Here is a 23627-nt window from a genome sequence, read left to right as displayed (position 1 = left end):
AGCCCCGGGCCAACCCTCAAGCCCACTTCAACCGCACCTCAGCCCCGCTCCAGCCCCCCCCCCCCCCCCCCCCCCCGGGGGGGCCCCCCCCCCCCCCCCCCCCCCCCCCCCCCCCCCCGCCCCACGTCCAACAGCGGACACACAACCCCACACAACCCCAAAGCCGCCACCGGGCCGAGACCACCAACAACCCCCGCACACCACAGCAACCCCCACCCACCGAACCCCAAAATCCCCCACCGCAACCACCCCCCTACCCCGCACCGCCCTCGATCCCCTCGGCCAACACCTCCGCCAAGTGCCGCGCCCCCACCCCGCCCACCTGCTCAAGCTGCGTCCGGCAGGAGAACCCGTCCGCGATCAGTTCGGCGCCGCCGGGCGCCGCACGTACGGCAGGCAGAAGCTGATCCTCCGCACAGGCCACCGACACCTCGTAGTGCCCCTTCTCGAAGCCGAAGTTGCCCGCGAGGCCGCAGCACCCCCCGCTCAGCTCCCCCACGAGCCCGGCCCGTTCGCGCAGCCGCCGCTCGGCCGCGTCGCCGAGCACCGCGTGCTGGTGGCAGTGGGTCTGCCCGGCGACCTGGCGGTCGAGGCGGGGCGGGTCCCAGTCGGGGGCCTGTTCCTCAAGCGCCTGCGCGAAGGTGCGGACGGAGTCCGCGAGGCGACGCGCGCGCGGGTCGTCCGACAGCAGCTCGGGCAGGTCGGTCCGCAGGGCCGCCGCACAGCTCGGTTCGAGCACGACCAGCGGCCGTTCGAAGCCCGCGGGCTCCAGCAGGTCGAGGGTGCGGCGCAGGACCGCGCGTGCGCGGTCGAGCTGGCCGGTGGAGACATAGGTGAGGCCGCAGCAGACGCCCGAGGGCGGCAGCGCGACCCGGCGGCCCGCGGCTTCGAGTACGGTCACGGCGGCCCTGCCGACGCCGGGCGAGAGGTGGTCGGTGAAGGTGTCGGGCCACAGCACGGTGAGGTTGGGGGCGTCGCTCGGCGCCCGGCGCCGCTGGACGGCCCGGCCCGCGAACCACTGCCGGAAGGTCTGCTCGGGCAGTTCCGGGATGGGGCGCTCCTGCGCGATGCCGCCGAGGCGCTTGGCGAGCGCGGTCAGCGGGGCGATACGGGCCGCGCGGTTCAGCGGGCGGGCGAGGCGCAGCGCGGACGCGGCGCGCAGCCAGCGCGGCAGCATGCCGAGCGCGTAGTGCGCGGGCGGCCTGAGCCTGCCCTCGTAGTGGTGATGCAGGAACTCCGCCTTGTAGGTGGCCATGTCGACGCCGACGGGGCAGTCGGAGCGGCAGCCCTTGCAGGACAGGCAGAGGTCGAGCGCGTCGTGGACCTCCTTGGAGCGCCAGCCGTCGGTGATGACGACGTCCACGGGGCCCGGGCCGTTCTTCGGGCCTTCCGTGCCCGCCAGCATCTCGTGGAGCAGGCGCGCGCGCCCGCGCGTGGAGTGCTGTTCCTGCCTCGTCGCACGGTAGGAGGGGCACATCACGCCCGTGGGTCCCGCCGAGGTGTCGCGGCACTTGGCGACGCCGACGCAGCGGCGTACGGCGGCGGAGAAGTCGCCGTCGTCGTGCGGGTAGCCGAAGGCGGTCGCGACGGGCTCGCGGGGCAGCACCGCGAAGCGGAGGTCGGCGTCGAGGGGGGCGGGACTGACGAGGACGCCGGGGTTGAGCAGTCCTGCGGGGTCCCAGAGTGCCTTGGCGCGCTCGAAGAGCCGTACGAGATCGGGGCCGTACATCCGGGGGAGCAGTTCCGCGCGGGCCATGCCGTCGCCGTGCTCGCCGGAGAGCGAGCCGCCGTGTGCGACGACGACGTCCGCCAGGTCCTCGGAGAAGCGGCGGAAGCGGGCGACGCCGGCCGGGGCGGTCAGGTCGAAGTCGATGCGCACGTGGATGCAGCCGTCGCCGAAGTGCCCGTACGGGGTGCCGCGCAGGCCGTGCTGCGTGAGCAGGGCGCGGAAGTCGCGCAGGTACGCGCCGAGGCGGGGCGGCGGCACCGCGCAGTCCTCCCATCCTGGCCATGCCTCCGAGCCGTCGGGCATGCGGGTGGCGGTGCCGCTGGCGTCCTCCCTGATGCGCCAGAGCAGCCGCTGCCCGGCGGGGTCGGTGACGACGACGGTGTCCCGGGTGCCGGAGGCGCGGGCGACGGCGTCGGCGCGCGCGCGTGCCTCGCCCGGGTCGTCGCCGCCGGTCTCCACGAAGAGCCAGGCGCCGCCGGGCGGCAGCCCCTCGGTGCCGGGCGGCACCAGGTCGGCCGCCATGCCCTCCACGGTGAGCGGGCCGTACGGCAGCAGTCCTGAGGCGGCGTCGGCCGCCGCCGACTCGTCCGGGTAGCCGAGGATCGTGAGGGCACGCGCGCGCGGAGCCTCGACGAGCCTGACGACGGCCTCGGTGAGCACGCCGAGGGTGCCCTCGGAGCCGCAGAACGCGCGCGCCACGTCGGCGCCGTTCTCCGGCAGCAGCGCGTCCAGGGCGTAACCGGAGATGCGGCGCGGCAGTTCCGGGTAGCCGGTGCGCAGCGGCGAGAGAGCGCCGTCGACGAGGGCACGCAGCCCCTCGGGGGCACCCGCCCAGTCCCGGCCGAGGCGCGCGGTGGCGCCCGGCGCGGTCTGCACGGTGAGTTCGGCGACGCTGTCGGCGGTGGTGCCCCAGGCGACCGAGTGGGAGCCGCAGGAGTTGTTGCCGATCATGCCGCCGAGGGTGCAGCGGCTGTGGGTGGACGGGTCGGGGCCGAACCTGAGCCCGTGCGGCGCCGCCCGCTCCTGGAGCCGGTCGAGTACGACGCCGGGCTGGACGACGGCGGTGCGGGAGCCGGGGTCGAGCGCGAGGACGCGGTTCATGTGCCGGGTGAAGTCCAGGACCACGCCCGTTCCGGTGGCCTGGCCCGCGATGGAGGTGCCGGCGCCGCGCGCCACCAGCGGCACGCCCTGCTCCCGGCAGACGGCGAGGGCCGCGGCGACGTCGTCTGCGTCCAGCGGGGCGACGACGGCGCGCGGCACCCGGCGGTAGTTGGAGGCGTCCATGGTGTGCAGGGCGCGGGTGGCGGTCGTCAGGTCCACGTCACCCCGGACGGCGGCGCGGAGCGCGTCCCCGAGCGCCGCGGCCGCGTCGCCCGCGGCGTCGGTACGGTCCGTACGGTTCATGGGGTCCAGCATGCATGCCCGGCCGCCCCCGGGCGGTCAGCTCAGGCCGCGCCGGTACTCCTCAAGGACGGCTCTGGTGCCGGTGGCGGTCTCGGCGTGGGCGACCATGCGGTCCATGGCCTCCATGTGCGCGGAGACCTCGTCGGGCTGGTCGAGGTAGAGGGCGCCCGTCAGATACTCGACGTAGACCATGTCGGGCACCTCGGGGACGGCGAACCTGAACAGCACGAAGGGGCTGTACGTGCCCGGGTGGTGGCCTGCGGCCAGCTCGGCGATCTGGAGGGTCACGTTGGGCAGTTCCGACGCCTCGATCAGCCGGTCCACCTGGGCCCTCATCACCTCGTCGGGGCCGACGGGGCGCAGCAGCACCGTTTCGTCGATCACCGCCCAGAACTTGGGGGCGTCGGGCCTGGTGAGCATCGACTGCCGTTCGAGGCGGAGCGCGACGTGGCGCTCGACGCGCTCGGGGTCGGCGCGGCCGACGGAGCCGGAGGTGAGGACCGCGCGGGCGTAGTCCTCGGTCTGGAGCAGTCCCGGGACGAAGTGCGGCTCGTAGGAGCGGATGGTCTTGGCGGCCTCCTCCAGGCTGACGTAGCCGCTGAACCACTCGGGCAGCACGTCGTGGAAGCGGCGCCACCAGCCGGGCTGGTTGGCCTCGTCCACCAGCCGGGCGAAGACCTCGACGTCGCGCGGCGGCAGCCCGTAGGCGGGCAGCAGCAGCCGCACATAGGGGAGTTTGAGGGCGACCTCGGCGGTCTCCATCCTGCGCACGGTGCCCGGTGTGACGTGCAGCATCCCGCCGGCCTGCTCCCGGGAGATCCCGGCCTTCTCGCGCAGGGTGCGCAACTGCCGCCCGAGGACGAGCTGCCCGATCGTGGGCGCGGACCGCGGTTCGCTCACGCCCGCACCTCCCCCGTCGGATTTAACCGGACCATGGCCGGAAGTCTGCCACAGAGCGTCCGGAAGCGGTTCCCCCCAGTCATCTCCTTTCACACATCCGCCCCACGGGGCGCGCGCGTACCGCCATGGGGCCCTGGCGGGGTGAGACCTATCTCACCGAGCGGACATACCGCCACCCCATTTCGGGAAAGAGCTACGCTCCAGGGCGTGGCTGAGATCCGGATTCCCGCAGACATCAAACCCGCGGACGGCCGTTTCGGCGCGGGCCCCTCCAAGGTGCGCACGCAGGCGCTCGACGCGCTCGCCGCGACCGGCTCCTCGCTCCTGGGCACCTCCCACCGCCAAGCCCCGGTCAAGAACCTGGTGGGCAGGGTGCGGGAGGGCGTGCGCGAGCTGTTCTCGCTGCCGGACGGCTATGAGGTCGTGCTCGGCAACGGCGGCTCGACCGCGTTCTGGGACGTCGCGACCCACGGCCTGGTGGAGAACAAGTCGCAGCACCTCTCGTTCGGCGAGTTCTCCTCGAAGTTCGCGAAGGCCGCCAAGCTCGCGCCCTGGCTCGCCGAGCCGACGGTGATCAGCTCGGACCCGGGCTCGCACCCGCTGCCCGAGGCCGAGGCCGGGGTGGACGTGTACGCGTTCACGCACAACGAGACCTCCACGGGCGTCGCGATGCCCATCAAGCGCGTCGCGGGCGCCGACGACGGCGCGCTCGTCCTGGTCGACGCCACCTCGGGCGCGGGCGGCCTGCCGGTCGACATCGCCGAGACGGACGTCTACTACTTCGCGCCGCAGAAGTCCTTCGCCTCCGACGGCGGCCTGTGGCTCGGCGTCTTCTCCCCCGCGGCCCTGGAGCGCGCGGCCCGGGTGCACGCCTCGGGGCGGCATGTGCCCGAGTTCTTCTCACTGCCGACCGCCATCGACAACTCCGTGAAGAACCAGACGTACAACACCCCCGCGGTGGCCACCCTGTTCCTGCTCGCCGAGCAGTTGGACTGGATCAACGGCCAGGGCGGCCTCGACTGGGCGGTGCGCCGCACGGCGGCCTCGTCACGGACGCTGTACGGCTGGGCGGAGGACTCCAAGTACGCGACGCCGTTCGTGGCGGACCCGGCGCAGCGCTCCCAGGTGATCGGCACGATCGACTTCTCCGACGAGGTCGACGCCGCGGCGGTCGCCAAGGCGCTGCGCGCCAACGGCGTCGTGGACACGGAGCCGTACCGCAAGCTCGGCCGCAACCAGCTCCGGGTCGCGATGTTCCCGGCGATCGACCCGGCGGACGTCGAGGCCCTGACGAAGTGCGTCGACCATGTGATCGAGCACCTGTAGCACAGGCTCCCGGGGGCCTCGGTCCCTCCTGAGCCCCGGAGGCCCGGCCGTCGCGCACCGCGTGCGGCCGGGCCCTTCGTCACTTGCGGCGCAGCACCCGCTTCCCGCCGAAGATCACGACGAGCGCGAGCACCAGCACCATGGCGCCCTTGGTGTAGTCGGGCTTCAGCTCGGAGACGTCCTTGCCGCCGTGGGAGGACCCGGAGTCCGGGGTGCCGGGCACCCCCCGCGCCTGCACCTTGCTGTTCGTGCCCTCGGAGCCGTACAGCAGCGTCCTGCCGTCCGTGGTGTACGTGACGGACTCGCCCTGCTGCTGGAGGGGCACCGTGAGGCGGCCCTTCCGCTTGGGCCCGCCGTCCTTCCAGTCGTAGAGGATGCCGCCGAAGTAGCCGCGCAGCGCGAGGTGCCTGCCGTCGGGCGAAAAGGCGCCGTCGGTGACCCAGAGGTCGATGGTGGCGGTCTTGCGGAAGATGTTCATGCCGGAGGTGGAGAGCTTCGCGGGGCCCGCGTAGAGGGAGCCGCCGTCCTGGTTCTTCTCGGCGATGTAGACCCTGCCGGTGACGGGGTGCACCATCAGCGCCTCGGCGTCCCGCGGCCCGTTCGCGTAGCGGACGTCGTACTGGGTGGCGTCGACCGTCTGGTCCTTCAGCTCCTTGGGCTCGGGCAGCTTGTAGATCCAGACGTGGTCCCACTTGCCGCCGAGATTGTCGCCGATGTCGCCGACGTAGAGCGTGTCGTGGGGACCCATCGAGATGGCCTCGACGTCGCGGGGCCTGCCGACGCCCTTCATGGTGACGGTCGCCACCGTCTTCCCCGTCTTCGAGTCCACGGCGTAGAGGTACGGGCCGTCGTCGGAGTCGTTGTGGGTCCAGTAGATCCCCGGGTGGGCGCGGCTGGCGGCGAGACCGCTCGACTCGGTGATCCGCGGGTCCTTGATGGTGAACCCGGAGTCGCCGTCGGCCGCGGCGGCCCATCCGGCCCCCACCACCGCCAACAGGACCCCCACCAGGAAACTCCCCAAGACGCGCATGCTCCCCAGCGTCCCACCCCCGGGCCGCGGGCGGGTCCCGAGGGCCGGATTCCACGGGTGGCGGCCCGAATTCGCCGGGCGGTACGGGAACGGCGGGCGGCGGGCGGTGTCTTCTGGGGGGCGCTTCGGTGTCTTCTGTGGGGCGCTTCGGGCGGGGCGCGTGCCCTTTTGATTATCGGATCGTTGGACCGTACGACCCGAAGGAGGCGCCATGGGCCTGTTCGACTGGTGGAACCGCAGACACCCGCTCACGGCCGGGCCGCCGCCCGCCGTCATCAGGGAGGAGCACCAGCCGGCCGTCGCGCCGGGACCCGGCGTCCGCTCCTGCCACACCTGCGACATCCGCTGGTACAGCCCGCTCGCCCGGCTCCGCGACACCGGGGAACTCGACCGGCGCGGCATGGACGGCGACTGCCGGGTCCGCGCGAGCTGGGCGGCCACCATGGGCCTCACCTGCTCGCGCTGCGGCCTCAGCGTCTGCCGCGGCCACATGGGCGAGCCCTCGACCAACGCCCCGGTCCCCCAGGCCGAGGACTACCACTGCACCCTGTGCGCCGCGCCCCTGCGGCACGGGTGAGGGGCGGCCCCCGGCCCGGGTGCCCCGTGCGGGGCGTGCCGCCCTACAGCTTCCGCTCCCGGCAGTCCTTCTCGGTGCCCGCCTTGTAGAGGCAGACCCGTACCGTCGGCGAGGCCGACACCCCGGTGCCCGTGAAGGTGCCGCAGCCGTCCGCGAAGGCCCCGTCCGCGCCCTGGAAGGCGGTGCCGCCCGTCACGTACGCGCGTACGCCCCAGCCGTCCGCCTCGTTGTCGCACACCCGCAGCGTCGCGGCGCCGCCCGCGTCGACCGCGAGGTTCGCCCAGCCCGCCCGCTGCCCGGCGCCCGCGAGCACCGCGCCGGTCTTCGCGCGCGGCGCGGCCCGCACCGCCAGGTCGGTCACCACGGCCCGGTGGTCGGAGGCGCCGGAGTCGACGGTGTGCGCGGCGGTCACATCGAGGCCGGGGCTCGCGTACGTGTAGTCGATACGGGCGTCGTCGCCGCCGGAGTGGGTGACGACGTCGGCTCCCGTGTTGGCGGCCACCTCCGTCCACGCGTCGTAGAGTCCGGTGGCGGCGAGTACGGGCCTGAGCGGGTCTCCCGGGCGGAAGTTGAGGTCGCCGGTGAAGAGGACCGGGGTAGTCATGAGGTCCGCCGGCAGCTTGTCCGCGATGAACCCGGTCTGCGCGGTGCGCCGGGCCGTCGGGGCCGCGCCCTCCCCCGCGGAGAGGTGGGCGGTGTAGACGCGCACGTCGCTGCCGCCGACCCGGATACGGACCCCGCCCATGCTGTGGTCCACGGCGCCGCTGTCGTCGTTGGGCAGGATGTAGCTGACCTTCTCCGCGATGGCGGCCCTGGTCAGGATCAGCTCTCCGGCGGAGCCGCCCTGGTCGTCGACGTCGCCGCGGGCGAAGTGGCCTTCGTACTCGGGGAAGTCGTCGAGCAGCCGCTGCCACTGGTTGATGCCGGGCGAGCCGTCGACGTCGTGGCCCGAGTCGTTGTGGACCTCCTGGAGCGTGACGACGTCGGGGGACTCGGCGCGGATGGTGGACTCGACGGCGTCCCAGTTGGCGTCGCCGTCCGAGCTGTTGCCGCCCTCGATGTTCCAGTCGAGCACCCGCAGCGAGGTGGCGGCGGCACCCGGCGGCGCGGACGCCGTGTCCTCGGCCCCCGCCGGGGCGGCGAGCGCCCCCGCGAGGGTCAGCGCGACTAGCGCGGCGGCACCGGCAAGGCTGGCTCGCATCCCGACCTCCGTGTCCAAGTTCCCCGTGGTACGCGGGCGTTGACCGCTCGCGCGGGGCCGATGGTGCCACGGGGGCGGAGCACGCGGAAGGGGACGGTGGGGCGGGGCTCAGATGTAGACCAACACCGTCCCAGCCCCGAACCCAGCCGCTACCAGCGCCCGTGCACCTGCTCCCTGATACGGGAGTCGTACAACCCCCTGATCCGTGCGAGGAGTTCCGGGGAGAGGTCCTGGACCCCGGCGGACTCGGCGTTGGCGACGGCCTGTTGCGGGGAGCGGGCCCCGGGGATCACCGAGGTGACGCCCTCCTGCTGCACCACCCACCGCAGCGCGAGCTGCGCCGGGGTCACGCCCTCGGGCGCCAGCGCGGAGAACTCGGCGGCGGCGTCCACGCCGGTGGCGTAGTCCACCCCGGAGAAGGTCTCGCCCTGGTCGAACGCCTCGCCGTGCCGGTTGAAGGAGCGGTGGTCGTTCTCCGCGAACACCGTCTGCCTGGTGTAGCGCCCCGACAGCAGCCCGGAGGCGAGCGGCACCCGCGCGATGATGGCCACTCCGGCCTCGCGGGCGGCGGGCAACACACGTTCGAGTGGTTTCATCCGGAACGCGTTCAGAATGATCTGCACGCTCGCCACGCCGGGCCGCGCGATCGCGGTCAGCGCCTCGTCGCAGGTCTCCACGCTCACCCCGTAGCGCGCGACACGCTCCTCGGCGACCAGGGTGTCCAGCGCGTCGTACAGCGCGTCGGAGGAGTAGACGGCCGTCGGCGGGCAGTGGAGCTGGACCAGGTCGAGCCGGTCCACGTTCAGATTGCGCCGTGACCTGTCGTTCCAGGCGCGGAAGTTGTCCAGGACGTAGTTCTCGGGCAGTTGCTCAAGGCGCCGGCCCATCTTGGTGGCGACGAACACGTCCGCGTCCGGGCGCGCGGCGCGGAACGCGGCGATGGTCCGCTCGCTGCGCCCGTCCCCGTACACGTCCGCGGTGTCGAAGAAGGTGACCCCGGACTCGACGGCCGCGTCCAGCACGGCGAGCGCGTCCTTCTCCGCCACGTCGCCCCAGTCGGCGCCCAACTGCCAGGTCCCGAGTCCCACGACGGACAGCGCCGTCCCCAGCCTGCTGCTCTCATGTTGCTCCATGCCACCAGTGTGACAAGCGCCCATGGAGTCGCAGGTCATACCCTCACAGGAGTCGCGCGTCCCGCCGTGACCAAGATCCCGTGCGTATCGTTGTACCGCGCGGCTGCCCGTGTCCGTGGGTGGCCGGGGAGGAGCGCCACAGTGACCGTCGTAGAAACCGACAGGATCAAGATGGCCGAGAACGTTGAAGACGCTGCGAACGTCGGAGAACGCTCCGTTGACATGTTGTTCGACTGCTTCGAGCGGCAGCCTTCCCTTGAGGGTTACAAGATCGAGATCGTCGAGGGAACCATCCACATGGCGCCGCAGCGAGACACTCACTGGCAGATCATCCGAAGGATCGTCCGTGCCCTCGAAGACAAGTTCGGTCTGGACCTGAAGATCACCTCTGACGTCCGCATCGACTTCCCCGGGCACGGGAACGGCCTCGCACCCGACATCGCCAAACTGCGCGACGACGCGGAGAAGGACAGCCGCGGACGCTGGCAGTACGGGGACGTCGAACTCGTCGCGGAGGTGATCTCCCAGGGCACCGCCGCGGTCGACTACGGCCCCAAGAAGGAGATCTACGCGGCGGCGGAGATCCCCGTCTACCTCATCGTCGACCCCTACCGGCGCTGCTGCATCGCCTACACCGACCCCAAGGAAGGCGAGTACCAGTACGAGAGCAAGTCCCTCTTCGGCGTGGACGTCGACCTCACCACCACGCCCGTGGCCCTCACCCTCCACACCACCGACTTCCCCCGCGACTGACCCCGCCCACCGACCCGGCGAACCCTTCGAACAGCCCCGCCCGCCGCACCGAACACTGCCACCCGGCCCCCTGCGGTCCCGCCGTCCCGCTAACGTGAATTCCCGTGGCGGGAAACCGGATATCCGGCGAGGGGCGCGGCGATGGCGCCGCGCGGGGCGCGCCCGTGCGGAGCGTGGCGCTCGCGCGGGGCGCGGACGGGGCGTGGCCCGACTGGCTGCGCCACCCGGACCGCTGGCCCACCGCCGCCTCCTGGGACGCGCTCGCCGCGGGCGCGCACCGGGCGCGTACCGCCCAGGACGGCCCCCCGCTGCCGTCGTACATCCCCCGTGACGCCGACGCCGAGCTGCGCGAACTGCTCACCACCGCCGCCGCACAGGGCGGCCTCGTGCTCGTGGTCGGCGACTCCACCGCGGGCAAGACCCGCACCGCGCACGCGGCGCTGCGCGCGGTGCTGCCGGGGCACCGGGTCCTGGTGCCGCCGCCCGCGGGCGCCGCGCGGCTCGCCGCCGCGCCCGGCGCGGTCGCCGCCTGCGGGCTGTCCTGCGTGGTCTGGCTGGACGACCTGGAGGCCCATCTCGGCCCCGGCGGCCTCGAACCCGACGTGCTCGACGCCTTCATACGGCTGCGGGTACCGCTGCTGGCGACCATGCGTGCGAAGCAGTACGAGGCGTTCAGCGCCGCGGACGACGACGACCGCGCGGGCGACCCCGGCGCCCGGGTGCTGCGCCGGGCCGCGGTGGTGGACCTGGAGCGGCGGTGGAGCCGCCCGGAGCTGGAGCGCGCCGACACCGTGGACGACCCCCGGGTCGTCGACGCCCTCACCCACCACGGCCCGTACGGCGTCGCCGAGTACCTGGCCACCGGGCCCGCGCTGCTGCACGAGTGGCGGCGCGCCAGGGCCGCGGGCGGCCATGCCAGGGGCGCGGCGCTCGTCTCGACCGCGGTCGACCTGGCGCGCACCGGGATCTATGGGCCGCACCCGGCCGAGCTGCTGGTCAGGCTGCACGAGCGGCGTCTCGCGGCGGCGGGCGCCGCGCCCGGCGGGGCCGAGTCGGTCGAGGAGGCGTTCGCCTGGGCGACCCGGGTGCGCGGCGGGGTCACCGGGCTGCTGGTACCGGCGGGCGAGGGGCGCTACACCCCGTTCGCGTACCTGGTGGACCACGCGGACTGCGAACTCGACGCCTGGATGTGGCAGACCGCGCTCGAACTTGCCGACGGGCGCTTCGGGATGTTCTCGGTCGGTACGAGGGCGTGGCGGGCCGGGGAGTTCGCGGTGGCGGAGCGTGCCTGGCGGGCCGCCCACGAGGAGGGGGTGGGCGCCGCGACCAACAACCTCGCCACGCTGCTCGCCACCACGGGCCGCCGCGAGGAGGCCGAGGCGCTGTACCGGCGCGGCCTGGAGTCCGGGGACACCGACATGGTGGTCAACTACGGCAAGCTGCTGGCCGAGACGGGCCGCGCGGGCGAGGCCGAGGGCCTGTACCGCAGGGCGGCGGACGACCCGAGGGCCCGCTACAACCTGGCGATCCTGCTGGCCGCGACCGGCCGCACCGGGGAGGCGGAGGCGCTGTACCGGCAGGCGCACGCCACCGGCAACGTCTCGGCGACGTACAACCTGGCGGGGCTGCTCCAGAACACCGGGCGGGTGGCGGAGGCCGAGGTGTTCTACCGGCAGGCCAGGGACCGCGGCCACCCCGCGGCCGCCAACAACCTGGGCAACCTGCTGGCCGACGCGGGCCGCCTCGACGAGGCCGAGGCGGTCTACCGGGAGGCGTACGAGAGCGGCAGCGCCGCCGCCGCGAACAACCTGGCCATCCTGTTGGAGGAGGAGGGGCGTCTTGACGAGGCGGAGGCGCTGTACCGGCAGGCGCACCGGGCGGGGAGCACGGCCGCGACCGGCAACCTCGCCATCCTGCTTGAGGACACCGGCAGGTTCAGGGAGGCCGCCGTGCTGCGGGCGGCGCCGTCCGTGGCACCGGGGGGCGCCACAGGCCCCGCCCCTCTTGCATAGAGCGCACTCAAGGTCGTTGGCTGGTGGACCATGAAGTACACGCAGCTCGGACGCACGGGCGTCAAGGTCAGCCGTATCGTCCTCGGCACCATGAACTTCGGTCCGCAGACCGACGAGGCCACCAGTCACGGCATCATGGACGCCGCGCTTGACGCGGGGATCAACTTCTTCGACACCGCCAACGTGTACGGCCAGGGCGAGAACAAGGGCCGTACCGAAACGATCATCGGCAACTGGTTCGCGAAGGGCGGCGAGCGGCGCGAGAAGGTCGTGCTCGCCACGAAGGTGTACGGGAACATGGCGGCGGAGGGCGACGCCTGGCCGAACCACGACCGCCTCTCGGCCGTCAGCATCCGGCGCAATGTGGAGGCGAGCCTCAGGCGGCTCAAGACCGACCACATCGACCTCTACCAGTTCCACCACATCGACAGGTCCACCCCGTTCGAGGAGATCTGGCAGGCGATCGACGTCCTGGTGCAGCAGGGCAAGGTGCTGTACGCGGGCTCGTCCAACTTCCCCGGCTACAAGATCGCCCAGGCCAACGAGACCGCGGCCAGGGTGGGCGCCTTCGGCCTGGTCAGCGAGCAGTGCCTGTACAACCTGGCGGAGCGGCGCGTGGAGATGGAGGTGCTTCCGGCCGCGCGTGACTACGGCGTGGGCGTCATCCCGTGGTCGCCGCTGCACGGCGGGCTGCTCGGCGGTGTGCTGAAGAAGCAGGCCGAGGGCGGACGCCGCTCGGGCGGCAGGGCCGCGGACGCGCTGAAGGACCCGGCGCAGCGCGCCCAGGTGCAGCGGTACGAGGACCTGCTGGAGAAGCACGGTGTCGAGCCGGGCGAGGCGGCGCTGGCCTGGCTGCTGACCCGCCCCGGTGTGACGGGGCCGATCGTGGGCCCGCGCACCGCCGAGCAGCTCGCCTCCGCGGTGCGCGCGGCGGACCTGGAGCTGTCCGGCGAGGTGCTGGACGAGCTGGACGCGATCTTCCCGGGCACCGGGCCGTCCCCCGAGGCTTTCGCCTGGTAGGGGCCTTGACGTGCGGGGCCGTGCGCGTGGCGGCCGCGGTCAGTTGTTGACCGCGGCCGCCACGATCACGACGACGAACATCAGCACCAGCACGGCGGCCATGATGCGGTTACGGGTCTTCGGGTCCACGTGGCGAGCCTAACCGGCGCCGCCGAGCGGCCTTCGGTCGACCTGGGTGTACCGCGGCCGCTCGCCCGGGACCCCGGAGCGCGGCAGCTCGCTGCCGAGGAGGACGAGTTCACGTACCGTCCAGTCGCCTGTGGTGAACCCGTCGAGCGCGGAGACGGCCGCGGGCAGGCCCGGCAGCGTCCGGGCGCGGGCGAGGGTCAGATGCGGGCGGTAGCGGCGCTCTTCGCCGGGGAGCCCGGCGCGCCGCCCGGCGGCCGCCGCCCGCTCGGCGAGCCGTCGGAGGGCGGGCAGGTCGCCGCCGGCTCCTGTCCACAGCACGGTGTCCCCGAAGTGCCCGCCGCCGCCGAGGCCGATCCTGAACGGCGCGGTGCGCGCGGCGGCGCGGCCGAGGCGGTCGGCGAGGACGGCGGTGGCAGGCCCGTCCGCCTCGCCGTAGAAGGCCAGCGTGAGGTGCCAGGACTCGCGCCGGGACCAGCGGACCGTATGGCCCTCGTCCGGCAGTGCGGCACGCAGCCCGGCCACGGCCGCGGCCACCGCGTCGAGCACGTCGGCGGGCGGCACGAGCGCGGCGAAGAGTCTCATGGGCCCATTGTGGGCGCGCGGGTACGGGCCGGTGGCGTCAGCGGCCGGGGGCGGTGAGGGCGTCGGCGGGCAGGCCGAGGCGGTCGCGGAAGACCTCGCGGCCCGCGGCGGTGACCGCGACCGCGCGTCCGCTGCCGATGCGGGTCACCCAGCCCGCGTCGAGGGCGCGCCCGCAGAGCGCGGCACCGGCGGCGCCCGCGAGGTGCGGGCGGCGCTCGGTCCAGTCGAGGCAGAGCCGTACGGCGGGCCTGCGCCCCGCGGTGGGCAGGGTGACGCCGAGCCCGCCGAGCCAGGCCGCGCCCTCGGGGGTGAGGGCGGGCCCGTGGTCGCTGTCGATGAGGCCGCGCGCGGACATGGCGTCGGTGATCGCGACGCCCAGGGTCCCGGCGAGATGGTCGTAGCAGGTGCGGGCGTGCGCCAGCGCGCCCTGGCGGCTCGCGGCCGAGAGCGAGCGCGGCGGGCGCGGCGGCTCGGGGGCCAGCGAGGCGAGGTGCTCGATCAGCTCGGCGACGTGGTGGTCGCGGAGGCGGACGTAGCGGTGGCGGCCCTGCCGCTCCTCGGCGAGCAGCCCGGCGGCGACGAGCCCGTTGAGGTGCCCGGTGGCGGTGGAGGCGGCGACGCCCATGTGCCGGGTCAGCTCACCGGCGGTCCAGGCGCGCCCGTCGAGCAGCGCGAGGCAGAAGCCCGCGCGCGTGCGGTCGGCGAGGAGCCCGGCGACGGCGGCGAGCCCCGGGGCGGTGGCCGATGCGTGACGGGGTTCCATACGGACCATGGTGCCCGAGGCGTGCTTCGGCGACCGCCGAAGAGTGTGGGCCGGGGGCGTGGGGGCGGGGTGCCCGGGGACGCGTCACGCGGTGGTGGCGCGGGGTGCCGCGTCACGCGGCGGCGGTCAGCTCCTCCCTGGGGACGAACTGCACGAGCTGGCTGCCCCTGCGCAGGCTCACCCGTACCCGCAGGTTCGCGGCGCGTACCAGCAGGAGGCCGACGCCGATCGCGGCGAGGGCGCAGACGAGGCCGCCGATGGTGAAGGAGAGGCGCACCCCGAAGGAGTCGGCGAGCCAGCCGAAGAGAGGGCCGCCGAGCGGGGTGCCGCCGGTGAACACCATCATGTACAGGCTCATGACGCGGCCCCGCATCTCGGGGTCAGAGCCCATCTGGACGGTCGAGTTGGCGGTGACGTTGGAGGTCATGCCGACGATGCCGACCGGCACGATCAGCAGCGCGAACAGCCAGGTGACGGGGGACCACGCGGCGACGATCTCCAGCACGCCGAACAGCGCGGCGGCGCCCGCGAGGATACGCAGCCTGGTGCTGCGTCTGCGCGCCGCGAGCAGCGCCCCGATCAGGGAGCCGACCGCCATCAACGTGTTGAACAGGCCGTACATGCCGACGCCGCCGTGGAAGATGTCGTCGGCGTAGGCGCTGAGCCAGATCGGGAAGTTGAAGCCGAAGGTGCCGACGAAGCCGACGAGGACGATGGGCCAGATCAGCTCGGGGTGCTTGGAGACGTAGTTCAGGCCCTCGCGCAACTGTCCCTTGCCGCGCGGGGTGCGGGGCATGTCGTACAGCTCGGAGGCCCGCATGACCAGCAGTCCCGTGATGGGGGCGACGAAGGAGAGGCCGTTGGCGAGGAAGGCCCAGCCGGGGCCGACGGCCGCGGTGAGGACACTGGCGACGGCGGGGCCGATGAGCCGGGCCGACTGGAAGTTCGCCGAGTTGAGGCTGACTGCGTTGCGCACCTGGTCGGGGCCGACGAGTTCGGAGACGAACGACTGCCTGCTGGGGTTGTCGACGACGGTGACGAGGCCGGTCCAGAAGGCGGTCAGATAGACGTGCCACACCTGGACGTGCCCGGAGAGGGTCAGCGCGGCGAGGAAGAGGCCGCCGACGCCCATGGCGCCCTGGGTGCACAGCAGCAGCTTGCGCTTCTCGAAGCGGTCCGCGATGACGCCGCCGTAGAGGCCGAAGAGCAGCATCGGCAGGAACTGCATGGCGGTGGTGATGCCGACGGCGGCCGAGGAGCCGGTGAGGCTGAGGACCAGCCAGTCCTGGGTGATTCTCGACATCCAGGTGCCGGTGTTCGATATGACGGCGCCGGAGGCGAAGAGCCGGTAGTTGCGGACCCGGAGCGAGGCGAACATGCCGCCGCGGTTCTTCTCCGCGGTCAGGGCCGCCCGGGGGCGGCCCGCGCCGGGTGCGCCCCGGGGGGCGGGGGCGGGGGTGCCCCGGTCGTCCGCGGGGCGGGAGGACCGGTTGCCGCCGGTGCCGCCGGGCTCGCAGGTGTCGCCGGTGCCGCTGGGCTCGCCAGTGTCGCCGGGCTCGTGGGCGCTGTCGGTACTGCTGTCGTCCCCGGCTTTCCCTGTGTCTCCGGTGTCGCCGGAGGCGCCGGTGGGCGTGTTCTCGTTGTCGGGCTGCGGTGCGGGGGCGGAGTCTGCTCCGGGGCCCGTACTCAAAGTGGGTTCGCCTCCCTGGCGTCGGGGCACGCGTGGTCATGGCGCGCCGTGGTGGTGACCTGTCCCGGGGTGCCCTCGCCTCGTGGGCGCTGCGGGCACCGCCAGGTCACGGCGGTGTGGGGGTGTGGTCGCGGTGGGGGGTGCGGGGTGTGCGGCTGCCGGGGATCACTGGCGGGCCAGCTTCTCCAGTACGGGGGCGGCGGAGCGGAGTTTCGCCCACTCGTCCTCGTCGAGTCCCGAGACCAGCTCGGCCAGCCAGGCGTTGCGTTTGCGACGGCTCTCGTCGAGCATCGCCTCGGCGCGCTCCGTCTGGGTGACGACCTTCTGCCTTCGGTCCTCGGGGTGTGCGTCGAGCCGGACCAGGCCCTTGGCTTCGAGCAGCGCCACGATGCGCGTCATCGAGGGCGGCTGCACGTGCTCCTTGCGGGCCAGCTCGCCCGGGGTGGCGGAGCCGAACCTGCTGAGCGTGCCGAGCACCGACATCTCCGTCGGGCTCAGCGACTCGTCGACCCGCTGGTGCTTGAGTCGACGCGACAGGCGCATGACAGCCGAGCGGAGTGCGTTGACCGCGTCCTCGTCGTCGCCATGGGACAGTTCCAGCATGTTATTTAGGGTAACTCATTACTATGCCTAAAGAACACTCTTAGAGGGACCCTACGACGCGACGCCCGTCACATCACCCGGAACGGCCCATCATCACCCTTACGAGTGATATGGATGCGGAAAGTAATCGCCAGCGGCGGGGGCACCCGGGACCCTCGTGTACATGGCAACCGATGTGCTGAGCCTGCGGATGGACGGGGAACTGCTGGAACGGCTCCGGCAGCATGCGGCGAAGAGGGGGATGAGCGTGCAGGACTATGTGGTCGGCCGCCTCGCGCGGGACGACTTCGACGAACGCCTCCTCGGCGCGGTCGAGCGCACGGAGCGCTTCTACGCGGAGCGGTAGCGGGGCACGCCGGGGGGCGGGGCGGTGGGGCGTGGCGGGCTCAGCGTTCGAGGAGCCGGGCCTGCGCCTCGGTGTGGGTCCCGCCCGCGGCCGGGGGCAGGCCGCCGAGCCTGTCGAGCTGCTCGGCGGTCAGCGTGACGCCGTCCGCCGCGGTGTTCTCCTCGACCCGCGCCACCCGCCTGGTGCCGGGGATGGGCGCGATGTCGTCGCCCTGCGCGAGCAGCCAGGCGAGCGCGACCTGTGCGGGCGTGGCGCCCACCGCGGCGGCCACCGCCTGGACCTCGTCGGCGATCCGCAGGTTGCGCCGGAAGTTCTCCCCGGTGAAGCGGGGGTTGTCCCGCCGGAAGTCGTCCTCGTCGAACTGCTCGGTGGAGCGGATCGTGCCGGTGAGGAAGCCGCGCCCGAGCGGTGAGAACGGCACCAGGCCGATGTTCAGCTCGCGCAGCACCGGCAGCACCCGCTCCTCCAGGCCCCGCGTCCACAGGGAGTACTCGGACTGCACCGCGGTGACGGGGTGGACGGCGTGGGCGCGGCGGATGGTGTCGGGGCCCGCCTCGGAGAGCCCGAAGAAGCGGACCTTGCCCTCGGCGACCAGTTCGCCGACCGCGCCCGCCGTCTCCTCGACCGGGGTGCCGGGGTCGACCCGGTGCTGGTAGCAGAGGTCGATGTGGTCGGTGCCGAGACGCCTGAGCGAGCCCTCGACGGCCGTGCGGACGTTGGCGGGGCCGCTGTCCAGGTGGCCGGGGCCCCGCCCGGCGTGGGAGACCATGCCGAACTTCGTCGCCAGCACCGCCTGCTCGCGGCGGCCCCGCAGCGCCCGCCCGACCAGCTCCTCGTTGGTGTACGGCCCGTAGATCTCGGCGGTGTCGATCAGCGTGACGCCCAGTTCGAGCGCCCGGTGCAGCGTCCGTACGGACTCGCCGTCGTCGGTGCCGTGGCCGGTGTAGGCGTGGGACATGCCCATCGCGCCCAGACCGATCCTGGAGACCTCCAGGTCACGCAGCCTGATGTACCGCATCGCTCTCCTCGCTCTCCTCGCTCGCTCGTACCGCCGACCGTGCCCGTACGGCGGCCGTCACGTCAGTCCCAGTGCCGGCATCAGGTAGTAGAAGACGAACACCGCCGCCACCACGTACATCACCACGGGGACCTCCCTTGCCCTGCCCATGACCAGGCGGAGCAGGGTGAAGGTGATGAAGCCCATGCCGATGCCGTTGGTGATCGAGTACGTGAACGGCATCATCAGCATCGTCACGAACGCGGGCAGCGCGATGGTGATGTCGCCCCAGTCGATCGCCCTGATCGACCCCGAGAGGATCAGGAAGCCGACCGCGACCAGCGCGGGCGTCGCCGCCTGCGACGGCACCATGGTCGCGAGCGGTGTGAGGAAGAGCGCGACGACGAAGAGCGCGCCGGTCACCACGTTGGCGAAGCCGGTGCGCGCGCCCTCGCCGACGCCCGCCGTGGACTCCACGAAGCAGGTGGTGGCCGAGGAGGAGGTGGCGCCGCCCGCGGCGACCGCGAGGCCGTCCACGAAGAGGGTCCTGTTGATGCCGGGGACCTTGCCGTCCGCGGTGGTCAGGCCCGCCTCGTCGCTGATGCCCATGATCGTGCCCATGGCGTCGAAGAAGCTGGAGAGCAGCACGGTGAAGACGAACAGGATGCCGGTCAGCACCCCGACCTTGCCGAAGCCGCCGAACAGGCTGGCCTTGCCGATGAGCCCGAAGTCCGGGGTGGCGACCGGGTTGCCCGGCCACTTCGGGGTGGTCAGGCCCCAGGTCGGCACGGTCGCCACCGCCTCGACGACCAGCGCGAGCACGGTCATCGCGACGATGCTGATGAGGATCGCGCCCGGCACCCGGCGCGCCAGCAGCGACACCGTGAGCAGCACGCCGAGCACGAAGACCAGCACGGGCCAGCCGTTGAGGTGGCCGTCGCCGCCGAGCTGGAGCGGCACGGTGGTGTGGGCCGCGTCCGGGATACGGGTGACGAATCCCGAGTCGACCAGGCCGATCAGCATGATGAACAGGCCGATGCCGATGGCGATGCCCTTGCGGAGCCCGAACGGCACCGCGTTCATCACGCGCTCCCGCAGCCCCGTCGCCACCAGCAGCATCACGATGAACCCGGCGAGCACCACCATGCCCATGGCGTCGGGCCAGGCCATGCGGGGCGCGAGCTGGAGCGCGACGACGGTGTTCACGCCGAGCCCCGCGGCGAGCGCGATGGGGACGTTGCCGATGACGCCCATCAGCAGGGTGGTGAACGCGGCCGTGAGCGCGGTCGCGGTGACGAGCTGCCCGTTGTCGAGCTGATGCCCGTACATGTCCTTCGCGCTTCCGAGGATGATCGGGTTGAGCACGATGATGTAGGCCATGGCAAAGAAGGTGGCGAAGCCGCCCCGGATCTCCCGGGGAAGGCTCGACCCCCTCGCCGAGATCTGGAAGAAGCGGTCGAAGGCGCCGTGATCACCCGGCGGCGGGGCGTCTACGGGCTCGGCGGGGGCCGACTTGGACATGGGGGGACCTCGGTGCCGGGGGACGGATGGGGCGAACGGATGACTGGTACAACTACCAAAGTTCACCATCCGCGCGTGAACATCATGTTCCGGGGGTGCTCCGGGTATGCCCCGCCACCGCCCCCGTAAGCTGACCGCATGCCCGAAGAAGGACCCGTAGCAGGACCCGCAGACGTCCAGGGAGGCCCCGTGGGCGAGACCGGCGAAGGACCGGCCGGGGGCCCCGGCGGCCCGGACGGCGGGGCGGGGCCCGGCGGGGACGCCGGCACGGGCGCCCACACGGACGGGGGCCCCGGCGGCGGTGCCGGGCACCCGTCCGAGGGAACGCGGGACGACGGTGCGGGCGGCGCGAGCGGCGTGGCGGCCCCCTCGGGCAGCAGCCGCTTCCGGCACCCGGCGCCCGAGCCCCTGGAAGGCCCCGTGGTCGCCACCGTCATCGGCGGCACCCTCCTCTGGCTCGTGCTCTTCCTCGTGCAGCTCCCCTTCTACGGCTGGTTCGACGACCACGGCCATCTGTGGTGGCTGTGGACCTGTCTTGCGGGCGCCGGGCTCGGCTCCTTCGGCATCTGGTACGTCCGCAGGCGCGACGCCGCCATCAAGCGCCACGCGGCCGAGCGCGCCCGCGCCACCGCCGCCGCGTCCGAGGAGCCCCCCGCCGCCTGACGCCCCGGCCGCCGCCCCCGAGCGGTTCCCCGGGTGAACCCGGCAATCCCCCCGTACCGTCGAAGAATGGCGCATATCGATGCGGGCTCGGAGCTGGACCCCGTGCATCCCGTGCCGATGCCGGGGCGGGCCCCGGGGCTGACCGCGGCCGAGGTGGCAGAGCGGGTGGCGCGGGGCGAGGTCAACGACGTCCCGGTGCGCAGCAGCCGCTCGACGGCGGACATCGTCAGGGGCAACGTCCTCACCAGGTTCAACGCGATCATCGGTGTGCTGTGGCTCGTCATGCTGGTGGTGGCGCCGATCCAGGACAGCCTGTTCGGCTTCGTGATCATCGCCAACACCGGTATCGGGATCGTCCAGGAGCTGCGCGCCAAGAGGACTCTGGACTCGCTCGCGGTGGTCGGCGAGGCCAGGCCCGCCGTCCGCAGGGACGGGCGCGCTTCGCGGATCGCGACGGCCGCGATCGTGCTGGGCGACCTGATCGAGATCGGCCCCGGCGACAAGATCGTCGTGGACGGCGACTGCGCCGAGGCGGACGCCCTCGAAGTCGACGAGTCGCTGCTGACCGGCGAGGCCGACCCGGTGCCGAAGCGCCCCGGCGACCCGCTGCTCTCGGGGAGCTTCGTGGTGGCGGGCGGCGGCGCGTTCACCGCGACCAGGGTCGGCAGGAAGGCGTACGCGGCGCGGCTCGCCGAGGAGGCGTCCCGCTTCACGCTGGTCCACTCGGAGCTGCGCTCCGGCATCTCCACCATCCTGAAGTACGTCACCTGGATGATGGTGCCGACCGCGACCGGCCTGGTGACCGGCCTGCTCGTCGCCGAGAACCACGACGTCAGGGACTCGGTGGCGCGCACCATCGGCGGCATCATCCCGATGGTGCCCGAGGGCCTGGTGCTGCTGACGTCGGTGGCCTTCGCTATCGGGGTGATCAGGCTCGGCCGCAAGCAGTGCCTGGTGCAGGAGCTGCCGGCGATCGAGGGGCTGGCCCGGGTGGACACCGTCTGCCTCGACAAGACGGGCACCCTCACCGAGGGCGGGATGGACGTCACCGCCCTCACCCCGCTCGGCCCGTACGAGGAGCCGTACGTGCGCGAGGTGCTGGGGGCGCTCGGCGCCACCGACCCGCGGCCGAACGCAAGCCTCGCCGCGGTCGTCGCGTACTGCCCGGCGCCGGAGGGCTGGCGCGGCACGGACGCGCTGCCGTTCTCCTCGGCGCGCCGGTACAGCGGCGCCACGCTCACGGGGCCCGACCTGGCCAGGCACACCTGGCTGCTCGGGGCGCCCGACGTGCTGCTGCCGCCCGGCCACCCCGAGCTGGCCAGGGCGGACGGGCTCGCCGCCCGGGGGCTGCGGGTGCTGCTGCTCGCGCGGGCCCGCGAGGTGTCGGCCGACCTGGCGGCGGCGGGCGCCGCCGAGGGGGCGCGGCCCGCGGCGCTCGTCGTCCTCGAACAGCGGCTGCGGCCCGACGCGGCGGCGACCCTGGAGTACTTCGAGGCCGAGCACGTCGACGCGAAGGTGGTCTCCGGGGACAACGCGGTGGCGGTGGGCGCGGTCGCGGCCAAGCTGGGGCTGCCGGGCGCGGAGCGCACCGTGGACGCGCGCGAGCTGCCCGAGGACGCCGACGCGATGGCGGCGGGGATCGAGGAGAACACGGTGTTCGGCCGGGTCACGCCCCGGCAGAAGCGGGCCATGGTGGGCGCGCTCAAGACCCGTGGACACACGGTGGCGATGACCGGCGACGGGGTGAACGACGTACTGGCGCTGAAGGACGCCGACATCGGCGTCGCGATGGGCTCGGGCTCGGAGGCGACCCGCGCGGTGGCGCAGATCGTGCTGCTCGACAACGGCTTCGCGACGCTGCCCGAGGTGGTCGCCGAGGGCCGCCGGGTGATCGGGAACATCACGCGGGTGGCGACGCTGTTCCTGGTGAAGACGGTGTACTCGGTGCTGCTCGCGATCCTGGTGGTCTGCTCCCGGGTGCCGTACCCGTTCCTGCCGCGCCATCTGACGCTGCTGTCGACGCTGACGATCGGCGTGCCCGCGTTCTTCCTCGCGCTCGCCCCCAACCACGAGCGCGCACGGCCGCACTTCGTGCGCCGGGTGATGCGGTACGCGGTGCCCGGGGGGCTGATCGCGGGCGCGGCCACGTTCGCGACGTATCTGCTGGCCAGGCACCACTATGCCGGGCCCGGCGCGCTGTCGGCGGAGACCAGCGCCGCGACGCTGACGCTGTTCCTGGTCTCCCTGTGGCTGCTGGCGATCATCGCCCGCCCCTACACCTGGTGGCGCGTCGCGCTGGTGCTGGCGATGGCGGCGGCGTTCCTGCTGGTCCTCGCGGTCCCCGGCCTCCAGCACTTCTTCGCGCTGAAGCTGGTCGGCACCGTGATGCCGTGGGCGGCGGTGGGGATCGCGGCGCTCGGCTCCGCGGCACTTGAGGGCGCGTGGCGGTGGGTGGAGCGGCGGGGGGCCGCCGCCCCGGGACCCCTCCCGCCCGGCCGTGGCTAGGGTGCGTGGCCCGGGGCTGCCGAGAGGAGCAGGGCGATGGGTTGGTTCCGCAGGAAGCGGCGGAGCGGGGGCGCCGCGGTGGTCACGCCGCGCGGCGGGCGGGTGTGCGACTGCTGCAACACACCGATGGAGCCGGGCGCCGGGTACCTCCTCGCCACGAAGGACGTCGTGGTGTCCCCCGCGTACTGGGAGCTGAACTTCCGTGCCACCAAGGGCCTCGCCGACGAACTGAGGCTCGACACCGCCCAGCTCTCCGGGCTCTTCCAGGACGTGCTGCGGCAGACCGCGGGCCAGCACTCGCCGTGGAGCGTGTGCGAGGAGTGCAGCGGGATGTTCCTCGTGGACCGCGACTCGGCTCGCGCGCACTCCCGCGCGGGCACGGCGCCGCAGGGGACGGGGCGGGTGAAGCCGTCCGAGTGCGCGCAGTTCGCCGCCGAGGGGTGGGAGCGGATCTTCGGCTCCTGGCCCGCGAGCGTCAGCCGCCGCTCCCCCAAGGACATCTGCGACGTGTGCCGCCGTTCGGTCCACGAGGGCGAGACCACCACGCTGGTCCCGCCCGACCGCATGGCCGCGTACCGCGCGGCGGGCCTCGTCGGGACCGCCGCCGGGCTGCCTTCCCACCCCGAGGGCCACACCCTCTGCCACCCCTGCTCGGCCCGGCTGTTCGCCGGCCTCCACCGGGCGGGCGGGGACGGCGGGGAGGCCGGGGACACCGGGGACACGGCGGCACCCGCGGGGTGAAC

Annotated in this window: 20 protein-coding genes; 9 read left to right on the top strand and 11 right to left on the bottom strand. The window is 73.3% G+C overall.

Annotated features, from left to right (window positions below; all coding sequences use genetic code 11):
• Positions 1-253: 253 nt before the first annotated feature.
• Complete coding sequence (locus ACIBIW_RS20660; protein ID WP_399338143.1) at positions 254-3133, bottom strand: FAD-binding and (Fe-S)-binding domain-containing protein; 2880 nt, start codon at positions 3131-3133, stop codon at positions 254-256.
• A 36-nt stretch (positions 3134-3169) separates the two neighbouring features.
• Positions 3170-4033 (bottom strand): helix-turn-helix domain-containing protein, encoded by an 864-nt coding sequence (locus ACIBIW_RS20655; RefSeq protein ID WP_399338141.1) that lies wholly within the window; start codon positions 4031-4033, stop codon positions 3170-3172.
• Positions 4034-4240: 207 nt separating this feature from the next.
• On the opposite strand from ACIBIW_RS20655, the gene serC reads away from it, so the two are divergent.
• Positions 4241-5359, top strand: coding sequence for a phosphoserine transaminase (serC, locus tag ACIBIW_RS20650; RefSeq protein ID WP_399338139.1), 1119 nt, complete (start codon positions 4241-4243; stop codon positions 5357-5359).
• A 79-nt stretch (positions 5360-5438) separates the two neighbouring features.
• On the opposite strand, the gene ACIBIW_RS20645 is transcribed toward serC, so the two are convergent.
• Positions 5439-6389: a WD40 repeat domain-containing protein gene (locus tag ACIBIW_RS20645; protein ID WP_399338137.1), complete on the bottom strand. Its 951-nt coding sequence runs from the start codon at positions 6387-6389 to the stop codon at positions 5439-5441.
• A gap of 211 nt (positions 6390-6600) precedes the next feature.
• Here ACIBIW_RS20645 and ACIBIW_RS20640 point away from each other — a divergent pair, with 211 nt between their 5' ends.
• Positions 6601-6966, top strand: coding sequence for a hypothetical protein (locus tag ACIBIW_RS20640; protein ID WP_399338135.1), 366 nt, complete (start codon positions 6601-6603; stop codon positions 6964-6966).
• A gap of 43 nt (positions 6967-7009) precedes the next feature.
• Here ACIBIW_RS20640 and ACIBIW_RS20635 read toward each other — a convergent pair whose 3' ends face one another.
• Positions 7010-8167, bottom strand: a complete 1158-nt coding sequence (locus ACIBIW_RS20635; RefSeq protein ID WP_399338133.1) for an endonuclease/exonuclease/phosphatase family protein — start codon at positions 8165-8167, stop codon at positions 7010-7012.
• A gap of 149 nt (positions 8168-8316) precedes the next feature.
• Positions 8317-9300, bottom strand: a complete 984-nt coding sequence (locus ACIBIW_RS20630; RefSeq protein WP_399338131.1) for an aldo/keto reductase — start codon at positions 9298-9300, stop codon at positions 8317-8319.
• Between the two features lie 141 nt (positions 9301-9441).
• Here ACIBIW_RS20630 and ACIBIW_RS20625 point away from each other — a divergent pair, with 141 nt between their 5' ends.
• From ACIBIW_RS20625 to ACIBIW_RS20615, 3 genes are all read left to right on the top strand, one after another.
• Positions 9442-10053, top strand: coding sequence for a Uma2 family endonuclease (locus ACIBIW_RS20625; protein ID WP_399338129.1), 612 nt, complete (start codon positions 9442-9444; stop codon positions 10051-10053).
• A gap of 104 nt (positions 10054-10157) precedes the next feature.
• On the top strand, positions 10158-12065 hold the full coding sequence (locus ACIBIW_RS20620; protein WP_399338127.1) for a tetratricopeptide repeat protein: 1908 nt from the start codon (positions 10158-10160) through the stop codon (positions 12063-12065).
• Between the two features lie 30 nt (positions 12066-12095).
• Complete coding sequence (locus ACIBIW_RS20615) at positions 12096-13085, top strand: aldo/keto reductase (protein ID WP_399338125.1); 990 nt, start codon at positions 12096-12098, stop codon at positions 13083-13085.
• A 138-nt stretch (positions 13086-13223) separates the two neighbouring features.
• On the opposite strand, the gene thpR is transcribed toward ACIBIW_RS20615, so the two are convergent.
• From thpR to ACIBIW_RS20595, 4 genes are all read right to left on the bottom strand, one after another.
• Positions 13224-13796 carry an RNA 2',3'-cyclic phosphodiesterase gene (thpR, locus tag ACIBIW_RS20610; protein ID WP_399338123.1) on the bottom strand — a complete coding sequence of 191 codons (573 nt, stop codon included), beginning with the start codon at positions 13794-13796 and terminating at the stop codon, positions 13224-13226.
• Between the two features lie 37 nt (positions 13797-13833).
• Complete coding sequence (locus ACIBIW_RS20605) at positions 13834-14559, bottom strand: ArsR/SmtB family transcription factor (protein ID WP_399338121.1); 726 nt, start codon at positions 14557-14559, stop codon at positions 13834-13836.
• 112 nt (positions 14560-14671) lie between these two features.
• Positions 14672-15964 carry an MFS transporter gene (locus tag ACIBIW_RS20600; protein WP_399338399.1) on the bottom strand — a complete coding sequence of 431 codons (1293 nt, stop codon included), beginning with the start codon at positions 15962-15964 and terminating at the stop codon, positions 14672-14674.
• Between the two features lie 450 nt (positions 15965-16414).
• Entirely contained in the window at positions 16415-16852 is a 438-nt protein-coding gene (locus tag ACIBIW_RS20595) for a MarR family winged helix-turn-helix transcriptional regulator (RefSeq protein ID WP_399338119.1), read from the bottom strand.
• A gap of 163 nt (positions 16853-17015) precedes the next feature.
• On the opposite strand from ACIBIW_RS20595, the gene ACIBIW_RS20590 reads away from it, so the two are divergent.
• Positions 17016-17198 (top strand): ribbon-helix-helix protein, CopG family, encoded by a 183-nt coding sequence (locus ACIBIW_RS20590; RefSeq protein ID WP_399338117.1) that lies wholly within the window; start codon positions 17016-17018, stop codon positions 17196-17198.
• A gap of 40 nt (positions 17199-17238) precedes the next feature.
• Here ACIBIW_RS20590 and ACIBIW_RS20585 read toward each other — a convergent pair whose 3' ends face one another.
• The gene (locus ACIBIW_RS20585; protein WP_399338115.1) at positions 17239-18216 is read right to left on the bottom strand and encodes an aldo/keto reductase; all 978 of its coding nucleotides are present in this window, start codon (positions 18214-18216) and stop codon (positions 17239-17241) included.
• A gap of 57 nt (positions 18217-18273) precedes the next feature.
• Entirely contained in the window at positions 18274-19716 is a 1443-nt protein-coding gene (locus ACIBIW_RS20580; RefSeq protein WP_399338113.1) for an NCS2 family permease, read from the bottom strand.
• Positions 19717-20073: 357 nt separating this feature from the next.
• On the opposite strand from ACIBIW_RS20580, the gene ACIBIW_RS20575 reads away from it, so the two are divergent.
• From ACIBIW_RS20575 to ACIBIW_RS20565, 3 genes are all read left to right on the top strand, one after another.
• Complete coding sequence (locus ACIBIW_RS20575) at positions 20074-20379, top strand: DUF2530 domain-containing protein (RefSeq protein WP_399338397.1); 306 nt, start codon at positions 20074-20076, stop codon at positions 20377-20379.
• A 66-nt stretch (positions 20380-20445) separates the two neighbouring features.
• Entirely contained in the window at positions 20446-22884 is a 2439-nt protein-coding gene (locus tag ACIBIW_RS20570) for an HAD-IC family P-type ATPase (protein WP_399338111.1), read from the top strand.
• A 36-nt stretch (positions 22885-22920) separates the two neighbouring features.
• On the top strand, positions 22921-23625 hold the full coding sequence (locus ACIBIW_RS20565; protein ID WP_399338109.1) for a hypothetical protein: 705 nt from the start codon (positions 22921-22923) through the stop codon (positions 23623-23625).
• Positions 23626-23627 lie beyond the last annotated feature (2 nt).

The organism is Streptomyces sp. NPDC050560, from assembly GCF_044457285.1.
Classification (GTDB): Bacteria; Actinomycetota; Actinomycetes; order Streptomycetales; family Streptomycetaceae; genus Streptomyces.
Note: the sequence above shows the minus strand (reverse complement) of the source record. Positions and strands in the feature narration are given on the sequence as shown.